At 65.8% G+C, this 24,725-nt stretch carries 25 protein-coding genes; 16 read left to right on the top strand and 9 right to left on the bottom strand.

Annotated features, from left to right (window positions below; all coding sequences use genetic code 11):
- Positions 1-375 precede the first annotated feature (375 nt).
- Positions 376-1,218 (bottom strand): methyltransferase domain-containing protein, encoded by an 843-nt coding sequence (locus ACVMB1_RS35725; protein ID WP_076824727.1) that lies wholly within the window; start codon positions 1,216-1,218, stop codon positions 376-378.
- A 77-nt stretch (positions 1,219-1,295) separates the two neighbouring features.
- On the opposite strand from ACVMB1_RS35725, the gene ACVMB1_RS35720 reads away from it, so the two are divergent.
- The 5 genes from ACVMB1_RS35720 to ACVMB1_RS35700 all read left to right on the top strand — a co-directional run bounded on the left by ACVMB1_RS35720 (position 1,296) and on the right by ACVMB1_RS35700 (position 4,302).
- Positions 1,296-2,105 (top strand): ComF family protein, encoded by an 810-nt coding sequence (locus ACVMB1_RS35720; protein ID WP_141340583.1) that lies wholly within the window; start codon positions 1,296-1,298, stop codon positions 2,103-2,105.
- Positions 2,106-2,134: 29 nt separating this feature from the next.
- A complete protein-coding gene (gene grxC / locus ACVMB1_RS35715) occupies positions 2,135-2,407 on the top strand; it encodes a glutaredoxin 3 (RefSeq protein ID WP_057015554.1) in 273 nt (90 codons plus the stop codon).
- A complete protein-coding gene (locus ACVMB1_RS35710) occupies positions 2,407-3,282 on the top strand; it encodes a carbon-nitrogen hydrolase family protein (RefSeq protein WP_057015555.1) in 876 nt (291 codons plus the stop codon). Before grxC ends, ACVMB1_RS35710 begins: the two co-directional genes overlap by 1 nt.
- The gene (locus tag ACVMB1_RS35705) at positions 3,279-3,749 is read left to right on the top strand and encodes a DUF1178 family protein (RefSeq protein ID WP_057015556.1); all 471 of its coding nucleotides are present in this window, start codon (positions 3,279-3,281) and stop codon (positions 3,747-3,749) included. The genes ACVMB1_RS35710 and ACVMB1_RS35705 overlap by 4 nt, the downstream gene beginning before the upstream one ends.
- 112 nt (positions 3,750-3,861) lie before the next feature.
- Complete coding sequence (locus tag ACVMB1_RS35700) at positions 3,862-4,302, top strand: EamA family transporter (protein WP_076824724.1); 441 nt, start codon at positions 3,862-3,864, stop codon at positions 4,300-4,302.
- Here ACVMB1_RS35700 and ACVMB1_RS35695 read toward each other — a convergent pair whose 3' ends face one another.
- The 3 genes from ACVMB1_RS35695 to ACVMB1_RS35685 all read right to left on the bottom strand — a co-directional run bounded on the left by ACVMB1_RS35695 (position 4,303) and on the right by ACVMB1_RS35685 (position 6,723).
- On the bottom strand, positions 4,303-5,202 hold the full coding sequence (locus tag ACVMB1_RS35695; protein WP_076824722.1) for a DMT family transporter: 900 nt from the start codon (positions 5,200-5,202) through the stop codon (positions 4,303-4,305).
- A 256-nt stretch (positions 5,203-5,458) separates the two neighbouring features.
- Positions 5,459-6,241 (bottom strand): bifunctional 2-polyprenyl-6-hydroxyphenol methylase/3-demethylubiquinol 3-O-methyltransferase UbiG, encoded by a 783-nt coding sequence (gene ubiG / locus ACVMB1_RS35690; RefSeq protein WP_076824719.1) that lies wholly within the window; start codon positions 6,239-6,241, stop codon positions 5,459-5,461.
- 14 nt (positions 6,242-6,255) lie between these two features.
- The gene (locus ACVMB1_RS35685) at positions 6,256-6,723 is read right to left on the bottom strand and encodes a PH domain-containing protein (protein ID WP_057015559.1); all 468 of its coding nucleotides are present in this window, start codon (positions 6,721-6,723) and stop codon (positions 6,256-6,258) included.
- 209 nt (positions 6,724-6,932) lie between these two features.
- On the opposite strand from ACVMB1_RS35685, the gene ACVMB1_RS35680 reads away from it, so the two are divergent.
- From ACVMB1_RS35680 to prfA, 3 genes are all read left to right on the top strand, one after another.
- A complete protein-coding gene (locus ACVMB1_RS35680) occupies positions 6,933-8,189 on the top strand; it encodes an aspartate kinase (RefSeq protein WP_057015560.1) in 1,257 nt (418 codons plus the stop codon).
- Between the two features lie 421 nt (positions 8,190-8,610).
- Complete coding sequence (gene ptsP, locus ACVMB1_RS35675) at positions 8,611-10,878, top strand: phosphoenolpyruvate--protein phosphotransferase (RefSeq protein WP_028343590.1); 2,268 nt, start codon at positions 8,611-8,613, stop codon at positions 10,876-10,878.
- Positions 10,879-10,935: 57 nt separating this feature from the next.
- Positions 10,936-12,015: a peptide chain release factor 1 gene (gene prfA, locus ACVMB1_RS35670; protein ID WP_076824716.1), complete on the top strand. Its 1,080-nt coding sequence runs from the start codon at positions 10,936-10,938 to the stop codon at positions 12,013-12,015.
- A gap of 34 nt (positions 12,016-12,049) precedes the next feature.
- On the opposite strand, the gene ACVMB1_RS35665 is transcribed toward prfA, so the two are convergent.
- Together ACVMB1_RS35665 and ACVMB1_RS35660 are read right to left on the bottom strand one after the other, a co-directional pair.
- Complete coding sequence (locus ACVMB1_RS35665; protein WP_057015561.1) at positions 12,050-12,520, bottom strand: MarR family winged helix-turn-helix transcriptional regulator; 471 nt, start codon at positions 12,518-12,520, stop codon at positions 12,050-12,052.
- Between the two features lie 145 nt (positions 12,521-12,665).
- A complete protein-coding gene (locus ACVMB1_RS35660; RefSeq protein WP_244558659.1) occupies positions 12,666-13,106 on the bottom strand; it encodes a hypothetical protein in 441 nt (146 codons plus the stop codon).
- A 291-nt stretch (positions 13,107-13,397) separates the two neighbouring features.
- Between ACVMB1_RS35660 and ACVMB1_RS35655 the strand changes: the two genes are divergently transcribed.
- The 4 genes from ACVMB1_RS35655 to ACVMB1_RS35640 all read left to right on the top strand — a co-directional run bounded on the left by ACVMB1_RS35655 (position 13,398) and on the right by ACVMB1_RS35640 (position 18,309).
- Positions 13,398-14,753: a substrate-binding protein gene (locus ACVMB1_RS35655; RefSeq protein WP_076824712.1), complete on the top strand. Its 1,356-nt coding sequence runs from the start codon at positions 13,398-13,400 to the stop codon at positions 14,751-14,753.
- 114 nt (positions 14,754-14,867) lie between these two features.
- Entirely contained in the window at positions 14,868-15,743 is an 876-nt protein-coding gene (locus tag ACVMB1_RS35650) for a branched-chain amino acid ABC transporter permease (protein WP_076824710.1), read from the top strand.
- Positions 15,744-15,757: 14 nt separating this feature from the next.
- Positions 15,758-17,614: a branched-chain amino acid ABC transporter ATP-binding protein/permease gene (locus ACVMB1_RS35645; RefSeq protein WP_057015565.1), complete on the top strand. Its 1,857-nt coding sequence runs from the start codon at positions 15,758-15,760 to the stop codon at positions 17,612-17,614.
- Complete coding sequence (locus ACVMB1_RS35640; protein ID WP_076824708.1) at positions 17,611-18,309, top strand: ABC transporter ATP-binding protein; 699 nt, start codon at positions 17,611-17,613, stop codon at positions 18,307-18,309. Before ACVMB1_RS35645 ends, ACVMB1_RS35640 begins: the two co-directional genes overlap by 4 nt.
- A gap of 241 nt (positions 18,310-18,550) precedes the next feature.
- Here the strand turns inward: ACVMB1_RS35640 and ACVMB1_RS35635 are convergent, their stop codons facing one another.
- Complete coding sequence (locus tag ACVMB1_RS35635) at positions 18,551-18,976, bottom strand: HIT domain-containing protein (RefSeq protein WP_057015567.1); 426 nt, start codon at positions 18,974-18,976, stop codon at positions 18,551-18,553.
- Between the two features lie 105 nt (positions 18,977-19,081).
- Between ACVMB1_RS35635 and prmC the strand changes: the two genes are divergently transcribed.
- Together prmC and ACVMB1_RS35625 are read left to right on the top strand one after the other, a co-directional pair.
- Positions 19,082-19,969: a peptide chain release factor N(5)-glutamine methyltransferase gene (gene prmC, locus ACVMB1_RS35630; RefSeq protein WP_076824707.1), complete on the top strand. Its 888-nt coding sequence runs from the start codon at positions 19,082-19,084 to the stop codon at positions 19,967-19,969.
- 481 nt (positions 19,970-20,450) lie between these two features.
- Complete coding sequence (locus tag ACVMB1_RS35625; RefSeq protein ID WP_076824705.1) at positions 20,451-21,221, top strand: DUF4167 domain-containing protein; 771 nt, start codon at positions 20,451-20,453, stop codon at positions 21,219-21,221.
- Between the two features lie 66 nt (positions 21,222-21,287).
- On the opposite strand, the gene ACVMB1_RS35620 is transcribed toward ACVMB1_RS35625, so the two are convergent.
- On the bottom strand, positions 21,288-22,040 hold the full coding sequence (locus tag ACVMB1_RS35620) for a class I SAM-dependent methyltransferase (protein ID WP_028343579.1): 753 nt from the start codon (positions 22,038-22,040) through the stop codon (positions 21,288-21,290).
- Positions 22,041-22,225: 185 nt separating this feature from the next.
- On the opposite strand from ACVMB1_RS35620, the gene gloB reads away from it, so the two are divergent.
- Positions 22,226-22,993 carry a hydroxyacylglutathione hydrolase gene (gene gloB / locus ACVMB1_RS35615; protein WP_076824703.1) on the top strand — a complete coding sequence of 256 codons (768 nt, stop codon included), beginning with the start codon at positions 22,226-22,228 and terminating at the stop codon, positions 22,991-22,993.
- Positions 22,993-23,424: a cupin domain-containing protein gene (locus tag ACVMB1_RS35610; protein WP_076824702.1), complete on the top strand. Its 432-nt coding sequence runs from the start codon at positions 22,993-22,995 to the stop codon at positions 23,422-23,424. The genes gloB and ACVMB1_RS35610 overlap by 1 nt, the downstream gene beginning before the upstream one ends.
- 271 nt (positions 23,425-23,695) lie before the next feature.
- Here ACVMB1_RS35610 and yddG read toward each other — a convergent pair whose 3' ends face one another.
- Positions 23,696-24,568 carry an aromatic amino acid exporter YddG gene (yddG, locus tag ACVMB1_RS35605; protein ID WP_057015572.1) on the bottom strand — a complete coding sequence of 291 codons (873 nt, stop codon included), beginning with the start codon at positions 24,566-24,568 and terminating at the stop codon, positions 23,696-23,698.
- Positions 24,569-24,725: the final 157 nt, after the last annotated feature.

Here is a 24,725-nt window from a genome sequence, read left to right as displayed (position 1 = left end):
CGAGGGAGGCGCGCTGCCAAAATATCGAAAACAACCCCATGCAAAGCAGGTGGCGGTGGCAGGCGTTCGACCAGGCGACTTGACACGTCGGGCAACTCACCGGCATAATTCCATTATTCCGAAATCGTGCAAGCTCCCCTCGCCTTTTCCCGCAAGGACAGGGCAATCGCATATGGCCGTTTGAGGCGATCGGAGTTCCCACAAACTCATCATGCCCGGGCTTGTCCCGGGCATCCACGTCTTCGTTTCCACGCGGAGATAAAGACGTGGATGGCCGGGACAAGCCCGGCCATGACGGCGCGGAAGAATCGGTTCATTCCATATGCAATTGCCCTCCTCCGCAAGCGGGAGAGGGAGCCCTTGCGTCGTGCGTCCCTAACGCTTCATCCCCTTCACCGCCGCCTCAAGGCTCGCCTTCGCCGACCCTGGCTTGAGCGGCTTCGGCTGGCTTTCATGCGGCGCCCAGCCGGACAGCCAGACGATGTCGAAGGTGGCGCGGATGCGGCCGTCGGGATCGGCGAAGCGTTCGCCGTAGATCTGCGCCATCCGCAGCATGGTGGCGCGGCGGGTCAAGGTATGGCGGCGCTCGCGCAGCACATTGGTCGCACCCATGCGTCGCAGGTCAGCCATCAGCGCGAACGCGCTTGAATAGCGCACCACGACGCGGTCGACGTCGGTGACCGGCAGCGCGAAGCCGGCCCGCTGCAACAGCGCGCCGATATCGCGCAGATCGGCGAACGGTGCGACGCGCGGCGACGCCCCGCCCTCGCATTCCGCCTCCGCCGCGGCAAAGCTTTGCCGCAGCTCGGTCAGCGTATCGCCGCCGAGCATCGAAGCGAGCAGCAGCCCGTCCGGCTTCAACGCCCGGCGGAGCTGCGCCAGCACGCCCGGCAGATCATTGACGAACTGGAAGGCCAGCGCGGAGACCACAAGATCGAGCGACTCCGGCGCCAGACCGAGCGCTTCCGCCTCGCTGAAACCGATCGCATCGACCGCGGCGACACGCCCGCACAGGACGTCCGCGAGCCCGACACCCGGCGTCCAGACATCGGCCGCCGCCGAAAAGCTGCGCGATACCGCCTGCAAGCGGTCCGCCATGTCTTCGCTGGCACGCTCGAGCAGGAATGTCGCCGCGCCCTCGCGCCGCGCGCGCGCCAGCCGCGCGCCGAGCAAGGCGCGGTCGAACAGGATGGGGGCTGAGGGCGGGTTCGGTGTCATGCCGCTGGTTACGCCGGACCGCCGCCGCAGGCAATGCGCCTTGAGCCGGCGTTGCTCAAACGCTAGCCTCGCCCGCCATGGACGCCGAGGCATCACCGACACGCTCCATTACCGGTCACGTCCAGCGCGCGCTTGGCGCGATCGGGGGCGCGTGGCTGCGCACGGCGCGGCTGGCGCTCGATATCGCGCTGCCGACGCTATGCGTTTCGTGCCGCGAGCCGGTCGATGGCGAGGGGGTGTGCGCGGCCTGCTGGGCCAGATTGTCGTTCATCGCGCCGCCGTTCTGCCCGCGGCTTGGGATTCCCTTCGTCTACGATCCCGGGCCCGGGTTGCTGTCGATGGAGGCGATCGCCAATCCGCCGGCCTACAGCAGAGCCCGCGCCGCGGTGCGCTATGACGATGTCGCGCGCACGCTGGTGCACGCATTGAAATACCAGGATCGCACCGATCTGGCGCCAACAATGGGTCGCTGGATGGCGCGGGCGGGGAAGGAATTGCTCGCCGACGCCGATCTGCTGGTTCCGGTTCCTCTGCATTGGCGGCGCGGCTGGAGCCGGCGCTACAACCAGTCCGGGGCGCTCGCCAAGGTGATCGCGCTCCAGAGCGGCGTCAAAATGGCTGCCGAAGCGCTGCGGCGCATCCGCGCCACCGAGCAGCAGATCGGGCTGTCACGCAAGGATCGCGCCAGCAATGTGCAGGGCGCATTCGGGGTCGCCGATGAACGCAAGGCTGACGTCCAGGGCCGCCGCGTGATCCTGATCGACGACGTCCTGACCTCGGGCGCGACAGTGGACGCCTGCGCACGGGCGCTGCTCCGCGCCAAAGCCGCGCAGGTCGACGTGCTGGTGTTTGCCCGGGTTGTCGATACCCACCGCGCTCCCATATAATCTGACATTCTGGTTCAACCGAGCGCACCATGACCGCTGCCATTGAAATCTACACCCGCCCGGGCTGCGGTTATTGCAGCGCGGCCAAATCGCTTTTGACGCGCAAGAACGCCGCGTTCACCGAATTGAGCGTCGCCAGCAACCCGGCCTATCGCGACGAGATGTATGGCCGCGCCGGTGCCGGCTCGACCTTCCCGCAGATCTTCATCGGCAAGACCCATGTCGGCGGCTGCGACGAGCTCTACGCGCTCGACCGCGAGGGCAAGCTCGACGGCCTGCTCAGCAACGGAGGCGGCGCCTGATGACGGAGAACATTTTCACCGCCGCCATGGTGCAGATGCGCACCGGATTGCTGCCGGAGCCGAGCCTCGAGCAGGGCACGCGGCTGATCCGCGAGGCGGCGGCGCAGGGTGCCAAGTACGTGCTGACCCCTGAGGTCAGCAACATGATGCAGCTCAACCGCAAGGCGCTGTTCGAGCATTTGGCGAGCGAAGAGGACGACCAGTCGCTCAAGGCGTATCGCGCGCTGGCCGCCGAGCTGAAGATCCACCTGCATATCGGCTCGCTGGCGCTGCGCTACTCGCCGGAGAAGGCGGTCAACCGCTCGTTCCTGATCGGGCCCGAGGGCAATCTGCTCGCGAGCTACGACAAGATCCATATGTTCGATATCGATTTGCCCGGCGGCGAAAGCTACCGCGAATCGGCCAATTATCAGCCCGGCGAGACTGCCGTGATCTCCGACCTGCCCTGGGGCCGGATCGGACTGACTATCTGCTACGACGTGCGCTTCCCGGCGCTGTACCGTGCGCTGGCCGAAGCCGGCGCATCGTTCCTCACCGTGCCGTCCGCCTTCACCCGCAAGACCGGCGAAGCGCATTGGCACACGCTGCTGCGCGCCCGCGCCATCGAGACCGGCTGCTTCGTGTTCGCGGCAGCGCAGGCCGGCCTGCATGAGAACAAGCGCGAGACCTTCGGCCATTCGCTGATCATCGACCCCTGGGGCGAGATCCTCGCCGAGGGCGGCGTCGAGCCGGGCGTGTTCCTGGCCGAGATCGACCCCGCCAAGGTCGAGACCGCGCGCAAGACCATTCCCTCGCTGCAGCATGGCAGGCGTTTCGGCATCGCCGACCCCAAGGCCGGCCCGGAACATCTGCACCTCGTCCGGGGTTCGGCATGATCCGCTACACGCTGCGCTGCGAGCGCGGCCACCAGTTCGAGAGCTGGTTCCAGAGCTCCTCGGCCTATGAATCGCAGGAGCGGCGTCACCTGATCGATTGCCCGTCCTGCGGCTCAAGCAAGATCGAGCGCGCCATCATGGCGCCGCAGGTCGTCAGCAAGAAGGGCCGCGAACCGGCCCAGCCGGCGCCGGCCGCGCCCGTCGAGGCAGCGGCGAGCGAGTCGACATCGCTGATGATGGCGCAGGAGCGCGAGCTGCGCAGCAAGCTGAAGGAGCTGCGCGACCACATCGTGAAGAACGCCGACAATGTCGGCGACCGCTTCCCCAACGAAGCACGCAAGATGCATTACGGCGATATCGAGCACCGGCCGATCTACGGCGAGGCCTCGCCCGAAGAGGCCCGCGCGCTGATCGACGAAGGCGTCGAGGTCTCGCCGCTGCCGACGCTGCCGGAAGACCGGAATTGACGCGCAGCGTCATTCCGGGGCACGCGACGCGTGAACCCGGAATCTCGCGCCGCAACCTCGAGATTCCGGGTTCGGTGCTGCGCACGCCCCGGAATGACAATCTGGGAAGAGCATGACTCCCGACTCATTCTCCTCCTGGCAGGTCTGGGCGTTCCTTTCCGCCGTCTTCGCCGCGCTGACCGCGATCTTCGCCAAGGTCGGCGTCGAGGGCATCAACTCCGATCTCGCCACCCTGATCCGCACTGTGGTCGTGCTGATCACGCTGTCGGCCATCCTGTTCGCGACCGGACAGTTCACCCAGTCCGGGCCGATCTCGGCGAAGAGCTGGCTGTTCCTGCTGCTGTCCGGGCTCGGCACCGGCGCGTCGTGGATCTGCTATTTCCGCGCGCTCAAGCTTGGACCTGCGACGCTGGTCGCGCCGATCGACAAGCTCAGCGTCGTGCTGGTGGCGCTGTTCGGCGCTACCTTCCTCGGCGAACGCCCCTCGGCCTATGGCTGGATCGGGATCGCGCTGATCTCCGCGGGCGCGGTGCTGATCGCGGTGAAAGGGTAATTACGCGGCGATCAAGAGCGCGACGCCGATCACGATCAGGACGATGCCGAACACCTCGCGCAGCGAGAACGGCTGCTTGAGCGAGAAATACGCCACGCCCTGCGCGAACAGCACCTCGATCAGCGCCAGCGTGCGCACATTGGCGGCGGCGGTGAGCGCGAACGCCAGGAACCAGAATTGCGATGAGAATGCGCCCATGAAGCCCGCGAACATCGAGGGCCGCCACAGCTTGAGGATCGACCTCAGCACGTCGGGCGCGCGCAACAACAGATAGACCGACAGGATCAGCGTCTGCACGAGGAGGCTCCACATCAGCGTGTAGGAGGCCGCCGTGACAAATGAGACTGAGGGCACCGCGATGATCGCGCCGCGAAAGCTCACCGCCGAGATCGCGAACACTGCGGCGGCGCCGAGGCCGAGCACGGTCGGGCGCAGGTCGGCGAAGCTCTTCTGCCCGCCGGGCCGCAGCGCGGTGATGACGACGCCGATGGTCGCGATCACGATCGCGATCACCTTGGTCGTCGTTAGATGGTCGCCGAGGAAGATGAAGCCGAAGATCGCGGTCTGGATCGCCTCGGTCTTCATGTAGGCCGTGGTGACGACGAAAGAGCGGTCGTTCATCGCCAGCAGCATGAAGCCGGTGCCGACGATCTGGCTGAGCGCGCCGGTCACCAGCCACGGCCAGAACGACGATGACGGCCACGGCACGCGATCGCCGGTCAGCAGCACCGCCAGCGCGAAGAACACCACCGAGAACGGCAGGCCGAACAGGAAGCGGATATTGGTCGCGCCCCAGGTCCCGAGCGGCCCGGTCAGATGCCGCTGCATCGCATTGCGCGCCACCTGCCCGAACGCAGCGACGATGGTGAAGGGGATCCAGAGCGAGGCGATCGTGAACATGGGGGATAAGGAAAGCATGCCGGCGGGAGTACAGGCCCAGCGTGCCGATTGCCGCTGACGCGGTCAACCGAGTGGGCGCATGACAGGCCTGCGCGATGTCCACAAACTTCCGTAGCCCGGATGAAGCGAAGCGCAATCCGGGGCCAGCTCATCCGCGGACGAAGCAGTCCCGGATTACGCTACGCTCCATCCGGGCTACGCATTCTGTGGTCGCAGGGACGACACCTGTTGTGTGGCCGAGACCGTGGTATCTAACTCACACCTCTTCCGCCACCACCATGTAGTTCACGTCCATGTCGGTCGACACGGTCCATTTGTCGGCGAGCGGGTTGTAGACCACGCCGGCCTGCTCGGTGACGGTGAGGTTGACGTCGCCGAGATAGCGCTCGAGCTCGGCGGGGGTGACGAACTTGCTCCACTCGTGGGTGCCGCGCGGCAGCCAGCGCAGCACGTATTCGGCGCCGACGATCGCCAGCGCAAAACTCTTCAAGTTGCGGTTCAGGGTCGAGACCACCATCAGCCCGCCGGGCTTGAGCATGACAGCGCAGCGCTTGATGAAGGCGCCGACGTCATTGACGTGCTCGACCACCTCCATCGCCAGCACGATGTCGAAGCGCTCGCGGGCGTCCATCTCCTCCACCGTGGTGCAGCGGTAGTCGATCGACAGATGGCCCTTGTCGGCGTGCAGCTTCGCGGCAGCGATGTTGGTGGCGGACGGATCGATCCCGATCACCTGGGCCCCTAACCGCGTGAACGGCTCGCACAACAGGCCGGCGCCGCAGCCGATGTCGAGCAGGCGCAGGCCGGACAGGCAGCTGAGGCTCTTGGCGTTGCGCTCGAACTTGCGGCAGGCCGCGTCGCGGATATAGGTCAGGCGCAGCGGGTTGATCTTGTGCAGCGGCGCCATCTTGCCGCGCGGATCCCACCATTCATCGGACAGTTTCGAGAATTTCGCGACCTCGGCCGGATCGACCGAGCTGGCGGAGGCATTGGCGGAGGAACTGGCGGAGAAACCGGAAAGAGTTGATTGCGTGGCCATGATTGCGCGCGCCCCTATCGCGCGGTGATCGAATTGCGGAACGACAGCGGCGCGGCGATGGTCCTGATGGTCTCGATGCCCTCGCCGACGCCGCGGATGGTGACGTCGCCATAGTTGAGCAGGCGCCCCATGATGCTCTGGTTGACGTCGACGCTTTCGACCTTGTCGAGGCTCATCTCGAAGGTGCGCCGCTTGATGAAGCCGCTCTTGTGCACCACGCGGAAATTAGTGACGTCGGTTTCGGTGGTCCAGCGGTGGAACCAGGCCGCGGCGGTCCAGTACAGCGCCGCGACCGCGACCACGGCGGCGGCCGCAAAGCAGGCCATCACGAGGCCGTCGACCGTCGTCATCCGCGACAGGATCAAGAGCGCCAGCACCACGATCCAGGCCCCGATCGCCGGCAGATAGAACATCCAGTGCGCATTGGTGGAATACAGCACCTTCTCGCCAGGCTGCAGGATCTCATCGATATAACGTCCCATCCAATCCGCCTTCGAGTTGCCCCGTGTTACCCGTGCGCCACAACCCGCCCGCAACCGGTCAAAACACCCCCAAAAGACACTCGAGGGCCCCCTACCTACCGGCTTGCCCCCGGGCGCGGCGCTATGTATACGCGCGTTTCGGTCCCCGCGCTTGCGGTTTTCGGCGTGGGTTAACCTACTTATCCTCTTAAAGGAATAGACGCGTCGTCATGGGCCGCCTCGTGATGAAATTCGGCGGTACATCCGTCGCCAATATCGATCGTATCCGCAACGTCGCGCAGCATGTGAAGCGCGAGGTCGACGCGGGCCACGAGGTCGCCGTCGTCGTCTCCGCGATGTCCGGCAAGACCAATGAGCTGGTGGCCTGGTGCACCGATGCCTCGCCGATGCACGACGCGCGCGAATATGACGCGGTGGTCGCCTCCGGCGAACAGGTCACTTCGGGCCTGCTCGCGATCGTGCTGCAGGGCATCGGCATCCAGGCGCGCTCCTGGCAGGGCTGGCAGATCCCGATCAAGACCTCGGAGGCGCATGCCTCGGCGCGCATCCTCGATATCGACGGCACCGAGATCATCACCCGCTTCAAGGAGCGCAAGGAAGTCGCCGTGATCGCCGGCTTCCAGGGCATCAATCCCGACACCGGCCGCATCACCACGCTCGGCCGCGGCGGCTCGGACACCTCGGCGGTGGCGATCGCCGCCGCGCTGCGCGCCGACCGCTGCGACATCTACACCGACGTCGACGGCGTCTACACCACCGATCCCCGCGTGGTGCCGAAGGCGCGCCGGCTCGACAAGATCGCCTTCGAGGACATGCTGGAACTGGCCTCGCAGGGCGCCAAGGTGCTGCAGGTTCGCTCGGTGGAACTCGGCATGGTGCACAACATGCCGATTTTCGTGCGCTCCAGCTTCGACAAGCCAGAGGATATCGACCCGCACGCCAACCAGCCGCCGGGCACGCTGATCTGCAGCGAGGAGGAAATCATGGAAATGCACGTCGTCACCGGCATCGCCTTCTCCAAGGACGAAGCCCAGATTTCCGTGCGCCAGATCGAGGACAAGCCTGGCGTCGCCGCCGCGATCTTCGGGCCGCTCGCGGATGCCAATATCAATGTCGACATGATCGTGCAGAACGTGTCCGAGGACGGCAAGACCACCGACCTCACCTTCACCGTTCCGGCCGGCGACTATAACCGCGCCAAGGACACGATTACCGCCGCCAAGGCCAAGATCGGCTACGCTCGCGTCGATACCGCGACCGACGTCGCCAAGGTCTCGGTGATCGGCAGCGGCATGCGCAGCCATGCCGGCGTCGCGGCCAAGGCGTTCAAGGCGCTGGCCGACCGCAACATCAACATCCGCGCCATCACCACCTCCGAGATCAAGTTCTCGGTCCTGATCGACGCCGCCTACACCGAGCTCGCGGTCCGCACGCTGCACACGCTGTACGGCCTCGACCAGGCGTAGGCGCGACCGGCAGGGGCAGGGCTCGCTCCGCTGTCATTCCGGGGCGATGCGACAGCATCGAATCCGGAATCTCGAGGTTCCGGGTTCGCCGCTTCGCGACGCCCCCGGAACGACGAGACCGAGCACTGGCCGTGCTCCCCAGCCGCGCCCCGGAGTTAGAATTTCTCTTAGCGGGCGCAGCATTGGGCTGACGCAGACGTTATTTGCTACTGGCAGGCGTTTTGCTTGGCAAAGCAAGCCTCGATTGGCTATACGGCCAGTCAGGTAGGCTGTCGCAAACTGTGGCACAGTTTAGTGATCCCGAATCGGCGGGAACTGGCGAGCGGCGACGCCGAATGATTAAAATTGTTGTTTTTGACGAGTTTTGCGCCAACGGCCGGCCGCACCGGTGCGCTGGCTACGTGGGGAGGGACTGAAACATATGCGGAGCGCGTCGGGAGGCCCCCGCATCCTGTTGAGACGGCTCCGCGAGACCATGGCGGAGCAAGTCTCCGCCCAGGAGCGGCTCGACAAGATCGTGGTGCTGATCGCGGCCAACATGGTGGCCGAGGTCTGCTCCTGCTACGTGCTGCGCATCGACAACACCCTCGAACTCTATGCCACCGAAGGTCTGAACCGCGACGCCGTCCACCGCACGGTGATGAGCGCGCATGAAGGCCTGGTCGGCCTCGTCGCCAGCGAGGCGACGCCGCTCAACCTGTCCGACGCGCAAAGCCATCCCGCCTTCGCCTACCGCCCGGAGACCGGCGAAGAGGCCTACCACTCGTTCCTCGGCGTGCCGATCCTGCGCGCCGGCAACACGCTCGGCGTGCTCGTGGTGCAGAACCGCGCCAAGCGCACCTATGTCGAGGAAGAAGTCGAGGCGCTGCAGACCACCGCCATGGTGCTGGCGGAGATGATCGCCTCCGGCGAGCTTGCCGCGCTGGCGCAGCCCGGCGCCGAGCCCGCCGCGCGGCACTCGCTGCACAAGACCGGCGCGGTGCTCTCCGACGGCATCGCGCTCGGCCACGTCGTGCTGCACGAGCCGCGCGTCGTCATCACCAACTACATCGCCGAGGATCTGCCGAAGGAGATCAAGCGGCTCGACACTGCGCTCGCCAATCTGCGCGCCGATCTCGACCGCATGCTGGAGCGCGGCGACGTCGCCGACGGCGGCGAGCACCGCGAGGTGCTGGAAGCCTACCGCATGTTCGCCAACGACCAGGGCTGGTCGCACAAGCTGCACGAGGCGGTCGCCACCGGCCTCACCGCGGAAGCCGCCGTCGAACGCGTGCAGTCCGACACCCGCGCGCGCATGCTGCGCTCGACCGATCCCTATCTGCGCGACCGCCTGCACGACCTCGAGGATCTCGGCCATCGCCTGATGCGGCAGCTGGTCGGCCAGGACCATGCGCCGTCGCGCGAGCAGCTGCCCGACAACGCCATCCTGATCGCCCGCGCGATGGGCCCGGCGGCGCTGCTCGACTATGACCGCAAGCGGCTGCGCGGCCTGGTGCTGGAGGAAGGCACCGCGAATTCCCACGTCTCGATCGTGGCGCGCGCGCTCGGCATTCCCGCGGTCGGCGAGGTGCCGAACGCGCCCGGCATCGCCGACCCGGGCGATGCCATCATCGTCGACGGCATTTCCGGCGAGATCTATGTCCGCCCCTCGACCGAGATCGAATCCGCCTATGCCGAGCGTGTCCGGTTCCGGGCGCGGCGGCAGGCGCAATATTCGGCGCTGCGCGACAAGGCCTGCGTGACCAAGGACGGCCAGCCGATCGAGCTTCTGATCAATGCCGGCCTGACCATCGACCTGCCGCATATCGACGACACCGGCAGCGCCGGCATCGGCCTGTTCCGCACCGAATTGCAGTTCATGGTGAGCCCGAACCTGCCGCGCTCGAGCGACCAGCTCGCGCTGTACCGCACCGTGCTCGACGCCGCAGGCAGCAAGCCCGTCACCTTCCGCACGCTCGACATCGGCGGCGACAAGGCGCTGCCCTATATGGAGACCGTGATCGAGGAAAATCCCGCGCTCGGCTGGCGCGCGATCCGGCTCGGCCTCGACCGTCCGGGCCTTTTGCGCGGCCAGATCCGCGCGCTGCTGCGTGCCGGCGGCGGCCGCGCGCTGAAGATCATGTTCCCGATGATCTCGGACATCGCCGAGTTCGACCAGGCCAAGGCGATCGTCGAGCGCGAGTTGACCTATCTGCGCCAGCACGGCCATTCGCTGCCCGAGCGGATCGATATCGGCACCATGGTCGAGGTGCCGGCGCTGCTCTACCAGCTCGACGAGCTCCTGAAGAAGGTCGACTTCGTCTCGGTCGGCTCCAACGATCTGTTCCAGTTCCTGTTTGCTGTCGACCGCGGCAATGCCAAGGTCTCCGAACGCTTCGACATCCTCTCGGCGCCGATCCTGCGCGCGCTGCGCGACATCGTGCGCAAGGCCAAGGCGGCGAAGAAGGCCGCCTCGCTGTGCGGCGAGATGGCGTCGAAACCGATCGGCGCGCTGGCGCTGATCGCAATCGGCTACCGTTCTCTTTCATTGTCGGCAACTGCGCACGGCCCGGTCAAGGCGTTGATCCTCGACCTCGATGCCAAGAAGGCCGAGGCGATGATCAATCCGCTGCTGGACGCGCCGGTCGGCAGCGTCTCGATCCGCGCGGCGCTGACGAAGTTTGCGGAAACCGAGGGGCTGGCCTTGTAGCGACGCTGCCGTCGCCGCTGCCGCCCTTCCGTACCTTCCGCAATTCGAGATACCGCCATGCTACCCGAAGCCAAACTCGACGTCCTGCTCGCCCATCATGCCTCGCTCGAGGCCGAGCTGCTCGGCGAGGTCAAGTCCGAGCGCTATGTGCAGATCACGCGCGAGCTCGCCGAGCTCAACCCGTTGATCGACGCGGTGAAGCTCTACCGTTCTGCGCGCAGCGAACTCGCCGATACCGAGGCGATGCTGGCGGATGCGGAGACCGACGCCGAAATGCGCAGCATGGCGGAAGCCGAGCTGGAAACGCTGCAGGCGCGGCTCGGCGAGCTCGAGCAGCAGATCCGGATCGCGCTGTTGCCGAAGGACGCGATGGACGACCGCAACGTGATGCTGGAAATCCGTGCCGGCACCGGCGGCGACGAGGCCTCGCTGTTCGCCGGCGACCTGTTCCGGATGTATGAGCGCTTCGCGTCCTTGCAGGGCTGGAAGGTCGAGGTGATTTCGGCGAGCGAAGGCACCGTCGGCGGCTACAAGGAAATCATCGCCGAGGTGCAGGGCCGCGGCGCGTTCGCCAAGCTGAAATTCGAATCCGGCGTGCACCGCGTGCAGCGTGTGCCCGACACCGAGACACAGGGCCGCATCCACACCTCGGCCGCCACGGTCGCCGTACTGCCCGAGGTCGAGGACGTCGACGTCGATATCAAGGACACGGACTTGAGGATCGAGACCATGCGCGCGGGCGGCGCCGGCGGTCAGCATGTCAACAAGACCGAATCGGCGATCCGCATCACCCATCTGCCGACCGGCATCGTCGTGATGATGCAGGACAGCCGCTCGCAGCACAAGAACCGGGCGTCGGCGATGAACATCCTGCGCTCGCGCATCTACGATGCCGAGCGCCAGCGCGTCGAGGCGGCGCGCTCCGCCGACCGCAAGGAGAAGGTCGGCTCCGGCGACCGCTCCGAGCGCATCCGCACCTATAATTTCCCGCAAGGACGCGTCACCGACCACCGCATCAACCTGACGCTCTACAAGCTGCCGCAGGTGATCGCGGGCGAAGCGCTCGGCGAATTGATCGACGCGCTGACCACCGAGCACCAGGCGGCACAGCTCGCCGCGCAGGGCGCAGCGGCCTGACGCGCGCCGCCGCTTGCGCCGGCGGATGCTGCACTCAGTCCTCTTCGGAAGACGGCGAAGACTTCAGCAAGCGGCGCAACGCCGGGCTCGCGACGCGGCGCAGTTCCTCGATGTTCTTCTTCGAGACCGCCTGGAGCTTCTGCTCACCCTTTGCCGTCAGCTTGAGCTGAACCCGCCGCGCGTCATCCGGATCGGCAAGGCGGCTGACCAGCCCGAGCTTTGCCATGCGGTTCATCAGTTCGACGGCGGAGTGATGCCGGATCAGCAGGAACCGGGCGATGTCGCCGACGGTCGGCGGACCGGGATCGACGAAACCCTTGATGCCGAGCAGCGCCTGATGCTGCCGCGGCGTCATTCCGGCCTTCCGGGCGCCCTCCTCGCTGAATGCGAGAAACCTGCGCAACTCGTAGCGAAACTGCGCCAGCGCCCGGTAGTCCACCGTCGCGGCCACGGCCTTGCGTTTGGTTGCGCCGGCGAGCGCTCGTCGTTGCTTTGGTTGCGGCATTCGATCGTCCTGCTGCTGGCTCGCTCCGCCGGACGGCAGACGCCGTGCAACGCTATCAAGCCCGCGCCGGACGCACCATACTACCGGCCGCCCTTCCACTTATGTTTTCAACGGTTTGACGATCGAGCGGCGGGGCCGCGCAAGCTCAGGGCTGCGGCCAGTGATCGTAGGTCGAGCTCAATATTTTCAGCAGCACGATCTGGAACGCGACCGGAATCCGCGGGCTCCTGCGGCGAATGGATTTCTCCAGCGCCTCGGTGATCTCGCTCTTGGTGAGATGCCCGGCCGAGGCACGCGCGACCAGATCGCCCCAGACCTCCGTCAACGACTTGCCGGTGTGATGCGGAGACGGGATCGTTATCCCGCGCGTCTCGGCCCAAGCGATGATCTCGCGCATGGTTTGCCGTCCGCAATTTCGCGCCGTCGCGAGGTGGCGCGCGGTGAGCAGCCGCAGCAGATCGTCCGGCGGCGCCCAGCCCACCTTCGGCGGCACTTCGTCGAGCAGCTCGACCGCCAGTTCCTTCAGGACGTTGATCGCGCGGATGCTCAGGCTGCCCGATTGCCCGGCGGCACCGTGCTCGGACACGGCGTGCTCTCCGGCATTTCCGGTGCGACTTGAAGGCTCCTGGATCATCGCTCCCTCACTTACAGGACCCGCACCCGGTCGGTAAACCTCGATACATCGTAGAACGATATTATTTCTATCGTAGGCCGATATGATTCGACGAAAGGTGACATTGACTAAATATGCCGGTGGGGAATTGTAGCTGTGACAGGCTGCTCGATTGCAGCCGGCGCATCGTGCCGCCGATCGATCCGATCAGGCGACGAGTGAGCATGCGCGCCAACAATCAATATAATTGGAGGATACTGAGCGATGAGCACCAAGGATTTTCGGCCGGGCAGTGCCCCGAACGTTTCGCGCCGCACTTTGCTGCAAGCCGGCGCGGGCCTGATCGGCGGCAGCGTGCTGCCGGCCTCGATCGCATCGCGGGCCTTCGCCGAGGACCACCCGGCGATCGGAACCTATCCCGCGGGCTCGTCGGGCTCTTCGGCGTTCATCGGCATCTCGGTCCCGCGCACCGGCACCTATGCGGTGCAGGGCGAGGATGAGCTCAAGGGCTATCAGCTCGCGATCGAGCACATCAACAGCGGCCACGAGCTGATCAAGAAGATCTCGCCGAAGACCAGCAAGGGCGTGCTCGGCAAGGAGCTGAAGTTCGGCGTCGCGGATTCCGCGGCGAAGCCGAACGAGGCCGTGCAGGCGCAGCAGCGCTTCATCTCCGAGAACAAGGCGGTGATGATCACCGGCGGCACGTCGAGCGCGGTCGCGGTGGCGCTGAACAAGCTGGCGCAGCGCGAGAAGGTGATCTTCGTCTGCGGCATTTCCGGCTCCAACGACACCACCGGCAAGGATTGCGTGCGCTACGGCTTCCGCCAGAACTTCTTCGGCCAGACCGCCGCGGCGGCGATCGCGCCGGTGCTGATCAAGCAGTTCGGCAAGAACAAGAAGGCCGCCTACCTGACGCCCGACTACACCTACGGCCACACCGTCACCAAGTCGATGCAGGACTACCTCGCCCAGGCGGGCTGGACCACCGTCACCAACCAGGTCTCGCCGCTCGGCGCGCCGGACTATTCGTCCTATCTGCTCAACGTCGCGAACTCCGGCGCCGACGTGCTGATCAACGTCAACTGGGGTCACGATGCCGTGCTGTCGACGCAGCAGGCCAAGCAGTTCGGCGTGCTCGACAAGATGAAGCTCGTGGTGCCCTACCAGGTGCCGTTCATCGCCCGCGAGACCGGCGGCCTGATGCAGGGCGTCTACGCCGCGACCGACTATTGGTGGACCATCGAGGACAAATATCCGCTGGCCAAGATGTTCAACGAGGCCTTCGAGAAGAAGTACGGATACAAGCCGGAATGGGGCGCCGAGAATGCCTATGTCAGCTTCGCGCACTGGGCCCGCATGGTCGAGGAGGCCGGCAGCTTCTATCCGCCCGACGTCATCAAGGCCTATGAGAAGGGCGAGACGCTGCCTTCGCTTGTCGGCGACGTCCACTATCGCCCCGAGGATCATCAGTGCGTCCGCCCCGTCGTCATCGTCCGCGGCAAGATGGAAAAGGAGATGAAGAACAAGGAGGACTATTACGAGGTGATCGAGATCGTCCCCGGCGACGGTCTGATGCAGAAGCCGGATGCGTTCGGCTGCCATCTCGGCGACTACACCTGATTAACGTGGGAAGACTCGGCGCCGTGGGCGGGGCGACCCGGCCCGCGGCGCCGCTTTTCTCGGAACGCATCCTCCACTGACCGGGCCAGGTATACGGCTAAGTGAACGCGCGTCATGATCAACTGGCCAAATTTCGTCTCGCAACTTTTCAACGGACTGGCGCTCGGCGCGCTGCTCGCGCTGATCAGCTCCGGATTGACGATCATCTACGGCACACTCGGGGTGCTCAACCTCGCCCACGGCGCCATGTTCATGATCGGCGGCTACGCCGGATACGTGACCTATTCCTACACCGGCTCGTTCATTCTCGCCGTGATCGCAGGCTCGCTGTTCGTGATGGTGCTCGGGATTGCGATGGAGCGGATCATCATCCGCCACTTCTACCACCGCCCGCATGAGGACCAGCTGCTGGTCACGTTCGGCCTCGGCATCTGCTTCGTCGAGATCGTGCGGCTGATCTTCACCAGCCAGTCGCAGGTGGTGCCGCCGCCGGCGCTGCTGCAGGGCATCACCTCGCTCGGCTTCCTGTTCTACCCGACCTACCGGCTTGCGGTCGTCGGCATCGTCGCGGTCGCGCTGGGCGCGCTGTTCCTGATCCTGTACCGCACCCGGCTCGGCATGATCGTGCGCGCCGGCATCGAGGATTCGGTGATGGTCGATTCGCTCGGCATCAACGTCTACCGCGTCTTCATGATCGTGTTCGGCATCGGCGCGATGGCCGCGGGCTTCGCCGGCATCATCAATGCACCGGTGGTGTCGCTGACGCCGGGTGTCGGCGACGACATCCTGGTCGAGACCTTCGTGGTGGTGGTGATCGGCGGCGTCGGCTCGTTTCCCGGCGCCATCCTCGGCGGGCTGATCGCCGGCGAGATCATCAGCATCACCTCGATGTTCAACCCCGGTTACGCCTACGTCATGCTGTTCGCGGCGATGACGCTCGTGCTGGTGCTCAGACCGCATGGCCTGCTCGGCACGCAGGGCCGCGAATGACGACGGATATCTAGATGCTTAAACAGCGCCCATACCTGATCGAACTCCTGACCGCCGCCGGCCTGATCGTCGCGCCCTTCGTGCTGCCGTGGCTCGGCTTCGCGCCCAACACGGTGAACCGGATCCTGGTCTGGGGTCTGTTCGGCCTCGGCTTCGACATCCTGTTCGGCTTCACCGGCCTGCTGTCGTTCGGCCAGTCGGCCTTTTACGGCACCGGCGGCTTCGTCGCGGCCTATCTGCTGACGCGCGCCGGTTTTCCATACGTCGTGCTCGCGCTCGTCATCGGCATGATCGCGGCCGCCGCCACCGGCTATCTGATCGGCCTGATCGCGCTGCGTCGCACCGGCATCTACTTCGCGATGATCACGGTGGCGATCGCCGAGGTGTTCTTCTTCGTCGAGTTCAATCCGCTGTCGGACTTCACCGGCGGCGAGAACGGGCTGCCGGGCGTGCCGACCCCGAGCTTCAATCTCGGCTTCACCACGCTGCACTTCACCACCGGCTGGTCGCTCTATCAGTTCCTGGCGCTGTGCTACTTCATCGGCGTCGTGATTGCGCTGCGCATCGTGCGCTCGCCGGTCGGTGCCGTGTTCAGCGCGATCCGCGACAACCCGCTGCGCGCGACCGCGGTCGGCCACAACATCCACGGCTACAAGCTCACCGCCTTCGTGATCGCCGCCGCCTATGCCGGCTTTGCCGGCGGGCTGCTCGGCGTGCTGCAGGCCTTCATGCCGCCTGACGCGTTCACCTTCGACACGTCGGGGCAGCTCGTGATGCAAACCGCGATCGGCGGCCGCGGCACGCTGTTCGGGCCGCTGGTCGGCGCCGCGGTGTGGCTGTCGCTGCAGGACTTCCTGCAGGCGGCGCTCGGGCTCGGCGCGGCCTGGAAGCTCGTGCTCGGCATCGTGTTCGTGCTGCTGGTGTGCTTCCTGCGCCGCGGCATCATCGGTGGCCTCGCCGATCTTTACCGCCTCCTGACCGGACAGCGCGGCGCCAAGGAGCCGGAGGAGAGCGCACCCGAGGTCGTCGCCGTGGCAAGCGAGCGGCACGCCGCAGCGCCCGCCGCGCCGAAGCCGGTGGCGGCTCGTGCTGGCGGCAATCCGTCCGGCCCGATCCTCCAGGCTAGGGGCCTGACCAAGCGCTATGGCGGCCTGCTCGCCAACAGCGACATCGACTTCACCGTCAATCACGGTGAGCTGCGCGGCATCATCGGCCCGAACGGCGCCGGCAAGTCGACCTTCTTCAAGATGCTGACCTGCGAGGTGCATCCGACCTCGGGCACCATCCTGTTCGAGGGCCGCGACATCACCGGCATGAACGTCACCGACGTCTGTCAGCTCGGCCTGACCAAGAGCTACCAGGTCAACCAGCTGTTCACCGGGCTGACGGTGCGCGAGAATTTGGTGATCGCGGCGCTGTCGGCGCTGCGCGGCAAGTTCAAGCTCGACCTGTTCCGCAGCATCGACAGCATCCCCGGCCTGTCCGAGCGCGTGCAGCAGACGCTCGAGCTGGTCAATCTGACCTCGAGGCCGGACACGCCCGTGTCCGAGCTTGCCTATGGCGAGAAGCGGCGGCTGGAGATCGGGCTGGCGCTGGCAACGTCGCCGAGCCTGTTGCTGCTCGACGAGCCGCTGGCCGGCATGAGCCCGCGCGAGCGCGTCGAGACCGTCAAGCTGCTGAAGTCGATCAGCCAGGGCCGCACCATGATCATCATCGATCACGACATGGATGCGCTGTTCGAGCTCGCCGAGCGCGTCACCGTGCTGCAGGAGGGCCGCGTGCTGGTCGAGGGAACGCCGGAAGAGATCAAGACCAATTCGACCGTCCAGGAGGCCTATCTTGGCGGCGTGCATGGAGTGCTCGCCGCATGAGCCTGCTCGAGGTCAACGGACTGAACAGCTATTACGGGGATTCCCACATCCTGTTCGACGTCTCGATGCACGTCGAGCGCAACGAGGTGGTGGCGCTGCTCGGACGTAACGGCGCCGGCAAGAGCACGACGCTGAAGAGCCTGATGGGCGTCGTCACCCCGCGCCGCGGCTCGGTGATGTTCGACGGCGTCGAGATCTCCGGCCGGAAGAGCCACAAGATCGCGCAAGCCGGCATGCAGCTGGTCCATGAGGAGCGCCGTATCTTCGGCAGCCTGAGCGTCGAGGAGAACCTCGTGATCGCCGGCCTGACCGCCTCGCAGCGCTGGCCGCTCGACCGCATCTACGAGATGTTCCCGCGGCTGCGCGAGCGGCGCGGCAACCGCGGCACCGACCTGTCGGGCGGCGAGCAGCAGATGCTGGCGATCGCGCGCGCCTTGGTACGCGATCCCAAGATCATCCTGCTCGACGAGCCGTTCGAGGGCCTGGCGCCGGTGATCGTGCGCGACCTGATGAAGGCGTGCCGCGATCTCGCCGAGGCCGGACAGACCATCGTGCTGGTGGAGCAAAACCTCGCCGCGACGCTCGCGCTGGCGCAGCGCATCTACATCATCAACAACGGGCACATCGTCCATGAAGGGCCGGCGCAGGAGATCAAGGCGCAGCCCGATGTCCTGCAGCGCTATCTCGGGGTTTAGGGCGCGTCACTTTCTCCGCCGTCATTGCGAGCCAACGGGTCGCGCGAACGCACGCCCGATGACAGGCTCCGCGAAGCAATCCATCGGTCCGCATGCGCGGATGGATGGATTGCTTCGTCGCTACAGCGCAAAATTGCTTTACAAATTTTGTCGCGAGCTCCTCGCAATGACGAACTCGATATTGCGCATGGCCTCTCGGGATAGGGATTACGGCATTCCCGCGTCGGACCGGGCCACCCGCTCACCCACCCAGCGCCGCGATCATCCGCCTGGCGTGATCGGCGAGCACATCCATCTCCGCCTTGACGGTCTGCGCCGGCAGCAGTGCGACGCCGGCCTTCACTGGCATCACATGCATGTGCAGGTGAAACACCACCTGACCGCTGGCGGGCTCGCTGAACTGCTGGATGATGATGCCGTCGGCCGCGAACGCCTTCATCGCGGCGATGGCGATGCGCTTGGCCGACCGCGCCACCGCGGCGAGGTCGTCTTCCGCGATGTCGAGGATGCCGCGCGCGGGCGCCTTCGGAATCACCAGGGTATGTCCCGGCGATCGCGGCATGATGTCGAGAAAGGCAAAGGTCCGGTCGGTCTCGTAGACCTTGAAGCTCGGGACCTCGCCGCGCAGGATCCTGGCGAAGATGTTCTGGTCGTCATAGCCCGTCATGGTCGCGCGTTCCGGATCGCTAGGTTCAGATTCTGACCGTGCGCGCCGGCCGCACGGGGCGCAAGTGATATCGACGCCGCATCGACCATCGGCTAACAACGCGCGATGAGCGAACCCGCAGGACATGGCCAGACCGTCGAGAGCATCAGGCGCAGCCTCACCGCCCGCCTCAAGGCGGCCGGCCACGACGCCGCCGAGCTCGATGCGCGACTGCTGGTCGGCGCCGTGCTGGGGCTCGATCTGACCGGCATGATCACGGGCGCGAAGCGCGCGCTGACGAGGGACGAAGCCGATCGCCTCGAGCACCTCGCGCAGCGCCGCCTCGCCGGCGAACCGATCGCGCGCATCCTCGGCGTCAAGGAGTTCTGGGGACTGCCGCTGCACCTGTCCGCCGCGACGCTGGTGCCGCGCCCGGACACCGAGACGGTGGTCGAGCGCGCACTCGAACTGCTGCGCGCCGACGGGGTGGCCGAGCGCGCGTTGCGGATCGCCGATCTCGGCACCGGTTCTGGCGCGATCCTGCTGGCGCTGCTCTCGGAACTGCCGAACGCGCATGGCTTCGCCACCGACATCTCGACGGAGGCGCTGCAGACCGCGAGCCGCAACGCCACCGCGCTCGGATTCGCCGATCGCACGACATGGATCGAGTGCGACTACGGCCGCGGGCTCGTCGGCGCGTTCGAGCTGATCGTGTCCAATCCGCCGTACATCCCCTCGGCCGACGTCGCCGGACTCGACATCGAGGTGCGCGCGCATGATCCGCGCGCGGCGCTCGACGGCGGTGCCGACGGGCTCGACGCCTACCGCGCGCTGATTTCGCAATCTGCGGGTCTTTTGACCTCAGGAGGATTTCTGGTTGTGGAAGTCGGACAGGGTCAGAGCGGCGACGTTGAAGCGCTGATGACGGCATCCGGGTTATTCCCAACGGGGCCGCCAAAGGCCGATCTGGGGGGCATCCCGAGGGCCGTTTCCGCCCGCCGGCTGCCCCGATAAAGTCCTATTGGAACGAAAAAAAACCTCTTGGATTATCTCCCGGGAACGACTACGTTCCGGGCACAACATCGGTGCTGGCCCCGTAATCCGTTACGGGTGATGACCAGGGTTCAGCAGAGCCCGCCGATCGAAAGGTTCCAGGAACGCAGGTCATATAGAGCGCAATAGCCGAAGCTGTGCTGCTCTCGACCGCCAAGCGAACGAAAGCCTGTTATTGCGCTTGAAGACTTACGCACGAGAACTGAGCCTGTCTCAACGGGCGGAATGATTTGGTCGCTGGCGCGATTGCCGGCGGTTGGGGAACGCGTCTTTGCTGCACGCGACTTTGCTGAACGAGATGGTCGGCGACATCGAAACCACTTCGAACGGTATTGCGATTCCGTGTGCCTAGGCGCGCGCCGAATCGGACTCTGGGAATCGGACTTCTGAGAAATCGGACTGTGGACTGCAATAACTTCAGGGCTGGAATAAAAGGCGACAGATGAGAAACGGTCAGAACAACAAGCGGATGCGCAACCGGAATAACAACAACAATAACAACAACAATAACCGGCGCGGCCAGAATCCCCTGACACGGGTGTACGAATCGAACGGACCTGACATCAAGATCCGCGGCACGGCCTCCCACGTGGCCGAGAAATACGTTCAGCTTGCGCGCGATGCGCGCTCCTCCGGCGATCCGGTGGCAGCTGAGAACTACTACCAGCACGCTGAGCACTACTACCGGATCATCGCGGCCGCACAGGAGCAGTTCCGGCAGAATCAGCAGCCGCCGCGCCCCGACGCCGAGGTCACCCCGACCGAAGACGGCGACGACGACAGCGACGGCTATTCGAGCTTCGGCCAGGAGCCGGGCTTCGTGCCGCAGCAGCAGCAACCTTTCATGCGCGACAACGGCCAGCAGCCGTACCAGCGCGAGCAGCAGCAGCCGCGCGAGCATCGCGAGCGCGACCAGCAGCCGCGTGAGCACCGCGAGCGCGAGCATCGTCCGCAGCCGCAATATCAGCCGCAACCGCAGAACCAGCCGCAGCCCGCGATGGCCGATGCCGGCGGCGTCGATCGCCTGCCCTCGTTCATCACCGGCGGCGCGCAGCCACAGGTCAACGGCGCCTATGAAGGCAATAATGGCGGCGCAGAACGCGGCGAACGGAGCGAGCGCTTTCCGCGCCGCCGCCGCCGTCCGCACGGCCCGCGCCCCGACATGGCGACGCAGCCCGCACCGAGCGACGACTTCAATCCGGGCAACGAGTAATCCTGAAAATCTGTCACCCTCCCTTCACGGGGAGGGTGAATTGTCCGCGTCACGCCTCGGGTCGTGTTACGACTCTGCGTGAGTCGATTTGCGCGTCGCCGTCGAGGACGGCACCAGCACCGGACGCAATGACGGGATCAGCTGCGTGCGCTCGCGACGCGCGGGAATCGCCCGATAGACCTGCTTGGTCGCCTCCACGATATGCACGCCGGCGAACGGCATCGACAGCGCCGCGCCGACCCGCTCCCACGCCATCGCCGAGCGCAGGAACCAGCTGCCCTGCACCGGCGGCATGAACAACGCCTCGCCCCACGACGACGGCGTGAACCAGGTCTGCCGCAACAGCTGCGTGATCTGCGCCCGCGAATAGGGCCGGCCATGGCCGAACGGCGTGGCGTCGGTGCGCGTCCAGACGCCGCGGCGGTTCGGGATGATCGCGATCAGCCGCCCCGACGGCGAGAGCACCCGCCACACCTCGCGCAGCAACCGCTCCGGGTCATCGGACATCTCCAGCGCGTGCACCAGCAGCACGCGGTCGACCGCGGCATCCGGCAGCGGCATCGAGAATTCGTCGATCAAGGTGGCCAGCGCCGGCCGGCCGGTCGGCCATTTCAGCACGCCCTGGGCCGCCGGCATGAAGGCAATGCAGCGCTCGCAGGACTCACGGAACAGGCCGAGATAGGGGGTCGGATAGCCGAGGCCGAGCACGCGCTGGCCTTCCGCGTTCGGCCACCGCGCGCGGATACCCCGGTTGATCAGCTGCCGCGCCACGATGCCGAGGCGCTGCGAATAGAAGTCGCGCAGGTCGATGACGTCCATGGTGTTTAGCCTAACACGCCCCCTGCTGCCCGGGTGCGCCGAAAATTGCATTGCCGCCGGAGCGTTAACGCCATATTTCACCCCTATATTGGGCGCGTTAAAAGCATGACCCGGGAAAGTCGATACCGGTCTTTCGAATACATCATGCTTTGAAAATGTCCGTCCCGTTTGTTCGTGGAGATATCATGACCGCCGAAATTCGCACCTTCAGCTGCCTCACCGACAATTTCGGGTATTTGATCCACGATCCCGCGACCAAGGCGACCGCGTCGATCGACGCGCCGGAAGCCGGCCCGATCATCAAGGCGCTGGAGCGCGAGGGCTGGACGCTGACCGATATCCTGATCACCCATCACCATGGCGACCATGTCGGCGGCGTCGCCGAGCTGAAGCAGAAATATGGCTGCCGCGTCGTCGCCCCGCACGACCAGTCGGCCAAGATCGCCAATGTCGATCTGCGCGCCGCCAATGCCGATGTCATCAAGGTCGGCAGCCTGCTCGCGCGCGTCGTCGAGACGCCCGGCCATACGCTCGACCATATCTCCTACGTGTTCGACGGCGAGAAGGCGGTGTTCGCCGCCGACACGCTGTTCTCGATCGGCTGCGGCCGGGTGTTCGAAGGCACCTACCCCATGATGTGGGATTCGCTTTTGAAGCTGCGCTCGCTGCCGGACGATTTCCGTCTCTATTGCGGCCATGAATACACCGCCTCCAACGTGAAATTCGCGCTCACCATCGAGCCCGACAATGCGGCCCTGCAGGCGCGCGCAGCAGAGGTCACAAAACTGCGCGCCGAGAACAAGCCGACGATCCCGGTGCTGCTCGGCGACGAGAAGAAGGCCAACGTGTTCCTGCGCGCCGACGAGCCGGCGGTGGCGGCAAAGCTGCACATGAAGGGCGCCGACCCGGCGCTGGTGTTCGGCGAGCTCCGCGAGCGCAAGAACAAGTCGTGATGGCCGACCTCTCGGCGGCCGACATCATCGCGCGGCTCGCGCTGCAGCCGCATCCCGAAGGCGGGCACTATCGCGAGACGTTTCGCGACGCGCGCTGCGACGCCAATGGCCGTGCGCATTCGACCGCGATCTACTTCCTGCTGGCGCGCGGCGAGCGCTCGCATTGGCACCGCATCGACGCCGTCGAGATGTGGCACTATTACGCCGGCGCGCCGCTGACATTGCGGATCGCGCAGGACGGCGGCCCACATTCGATCACGCTCGGGCCGGATGTGGCGCGCGGCGAGCAGCCACAGGCAATCGTGCCGGCGGACACATGGCAGGCCGCCGAAAGCAGCGGCGACTGGACGCTGGTCGGCTGCACCGTCGCGCCGGGATTCGAGTTCGCGAAGTTCGAGCTGGCGCCGAAGGGCTGGGAGCCCGCTTCGTAAGAGCTTTTTCCCGTCATCCCCGCGCAAAGGCTTTGCCTTTGTCGCTGCAGGTGCGAGCCTTGCGGCGCAATTGCGCCGCTGGGCGAGCCTCGAAGGATGAATCGGCCACAGACGGGGCCGTCGCCCCTTCGAGACGGCCGCGCTGCGGCCTCCTCAGGGTGACGGTGAAACAGTAGCAACAACCCTCTTCGTAGGATGGGTAGAGCGCAGCGAAACCCATCAATTCCTATCTACTCTGCGGGATGATGGGTTTCGCTTCGCTCTACCCATCCTACGTTCTTTTTCTCAGCACCATGTCCTTTGCCGCGATCAGCCCGCCGCCGGCGATCAGGATCGCGGCGATCGCGATATTGGCGCTGGGCTTGGCGAAGCCCGCTGCGATCAGGAACGCGGTCGAGAGCAGCGGCGTGGCATAGGAGGCGGCACCGAGCACGCGGATGTCGCCGCGCTTCATGCCGATATCCCAGGCGAAGAACGCGGCCCCCACCGGACCGATGCCGAGCGCGACGACGGCAAGCCACTGCAGCGGCGTCGCGGGCCACACCGTCGTCTCCACCATCATGTGCACGAGCGCCGCAAGCACGGCGGTCGCGAGGCAGAAGCCTGCCACCGCATCGGTCGGCACCGCCTTGAGCCGGCGCGACATCACCGAATAGGACGCCCAGACGAACGCCGCGACGAAGGCGGCCGCGAAGCCTGGAATCTGCTCTTTTGTGAAGGCGCCGGTGTTGCCGGCGAACAGCAGCACGGTGCCGGCGAGGCCGAGCAGCGCGCCGACGATGTGATGCACCGCAAGCCGCTCGCCCGGCAGCAGCGACGAGAACAGCACGATCAACAGCGGCCAGAGATAATTGAGCAGCCCGGCCTCGGCCGGCGGGGCGAAGCGCAGCGCCAGGAAATACAGCGCGTGATAGCCGAACAGCCCGCCGACGCCGACGACCCAGGCGACAAGCGGTTGCTTCAACGCGCCGAAGGCTGATGGACGCAACAGGAAGCTCGCGAACGCCACCGCGGCGCCGATCGCAAAGGTCATGGCCGCGAGCTGGAACGCCGGGATCGTCCCGGTCGCGACCGTCATGACCGACAGCAGCGACCACATCAGGATGGCGGTCAGTCCGACAAGGGTGGCAGTTCGGGTCGTCATCTCAATTCAATCCGTCGTGGCCGGGCATGACTATCCAAAGGATGGCGGTCTGAAGCCGCTCGCCGATGTCCCGGCCGGCCACGTCTTCCTTCGCGTGTGGCGCGTTGTAAAGACGAAAATGCCCGGCACAAGGCCGGGCATTCGCTACTTGATTGTG

The sequence above is a fragment of the Bradyrhizobium sp. USDA 4504 genome (assembly GCF_054063995.1).
Note: the sequence above shows the minus strand (reverse complement) of the source record. Positions and strands in the feature narration are given on the sequence as shown.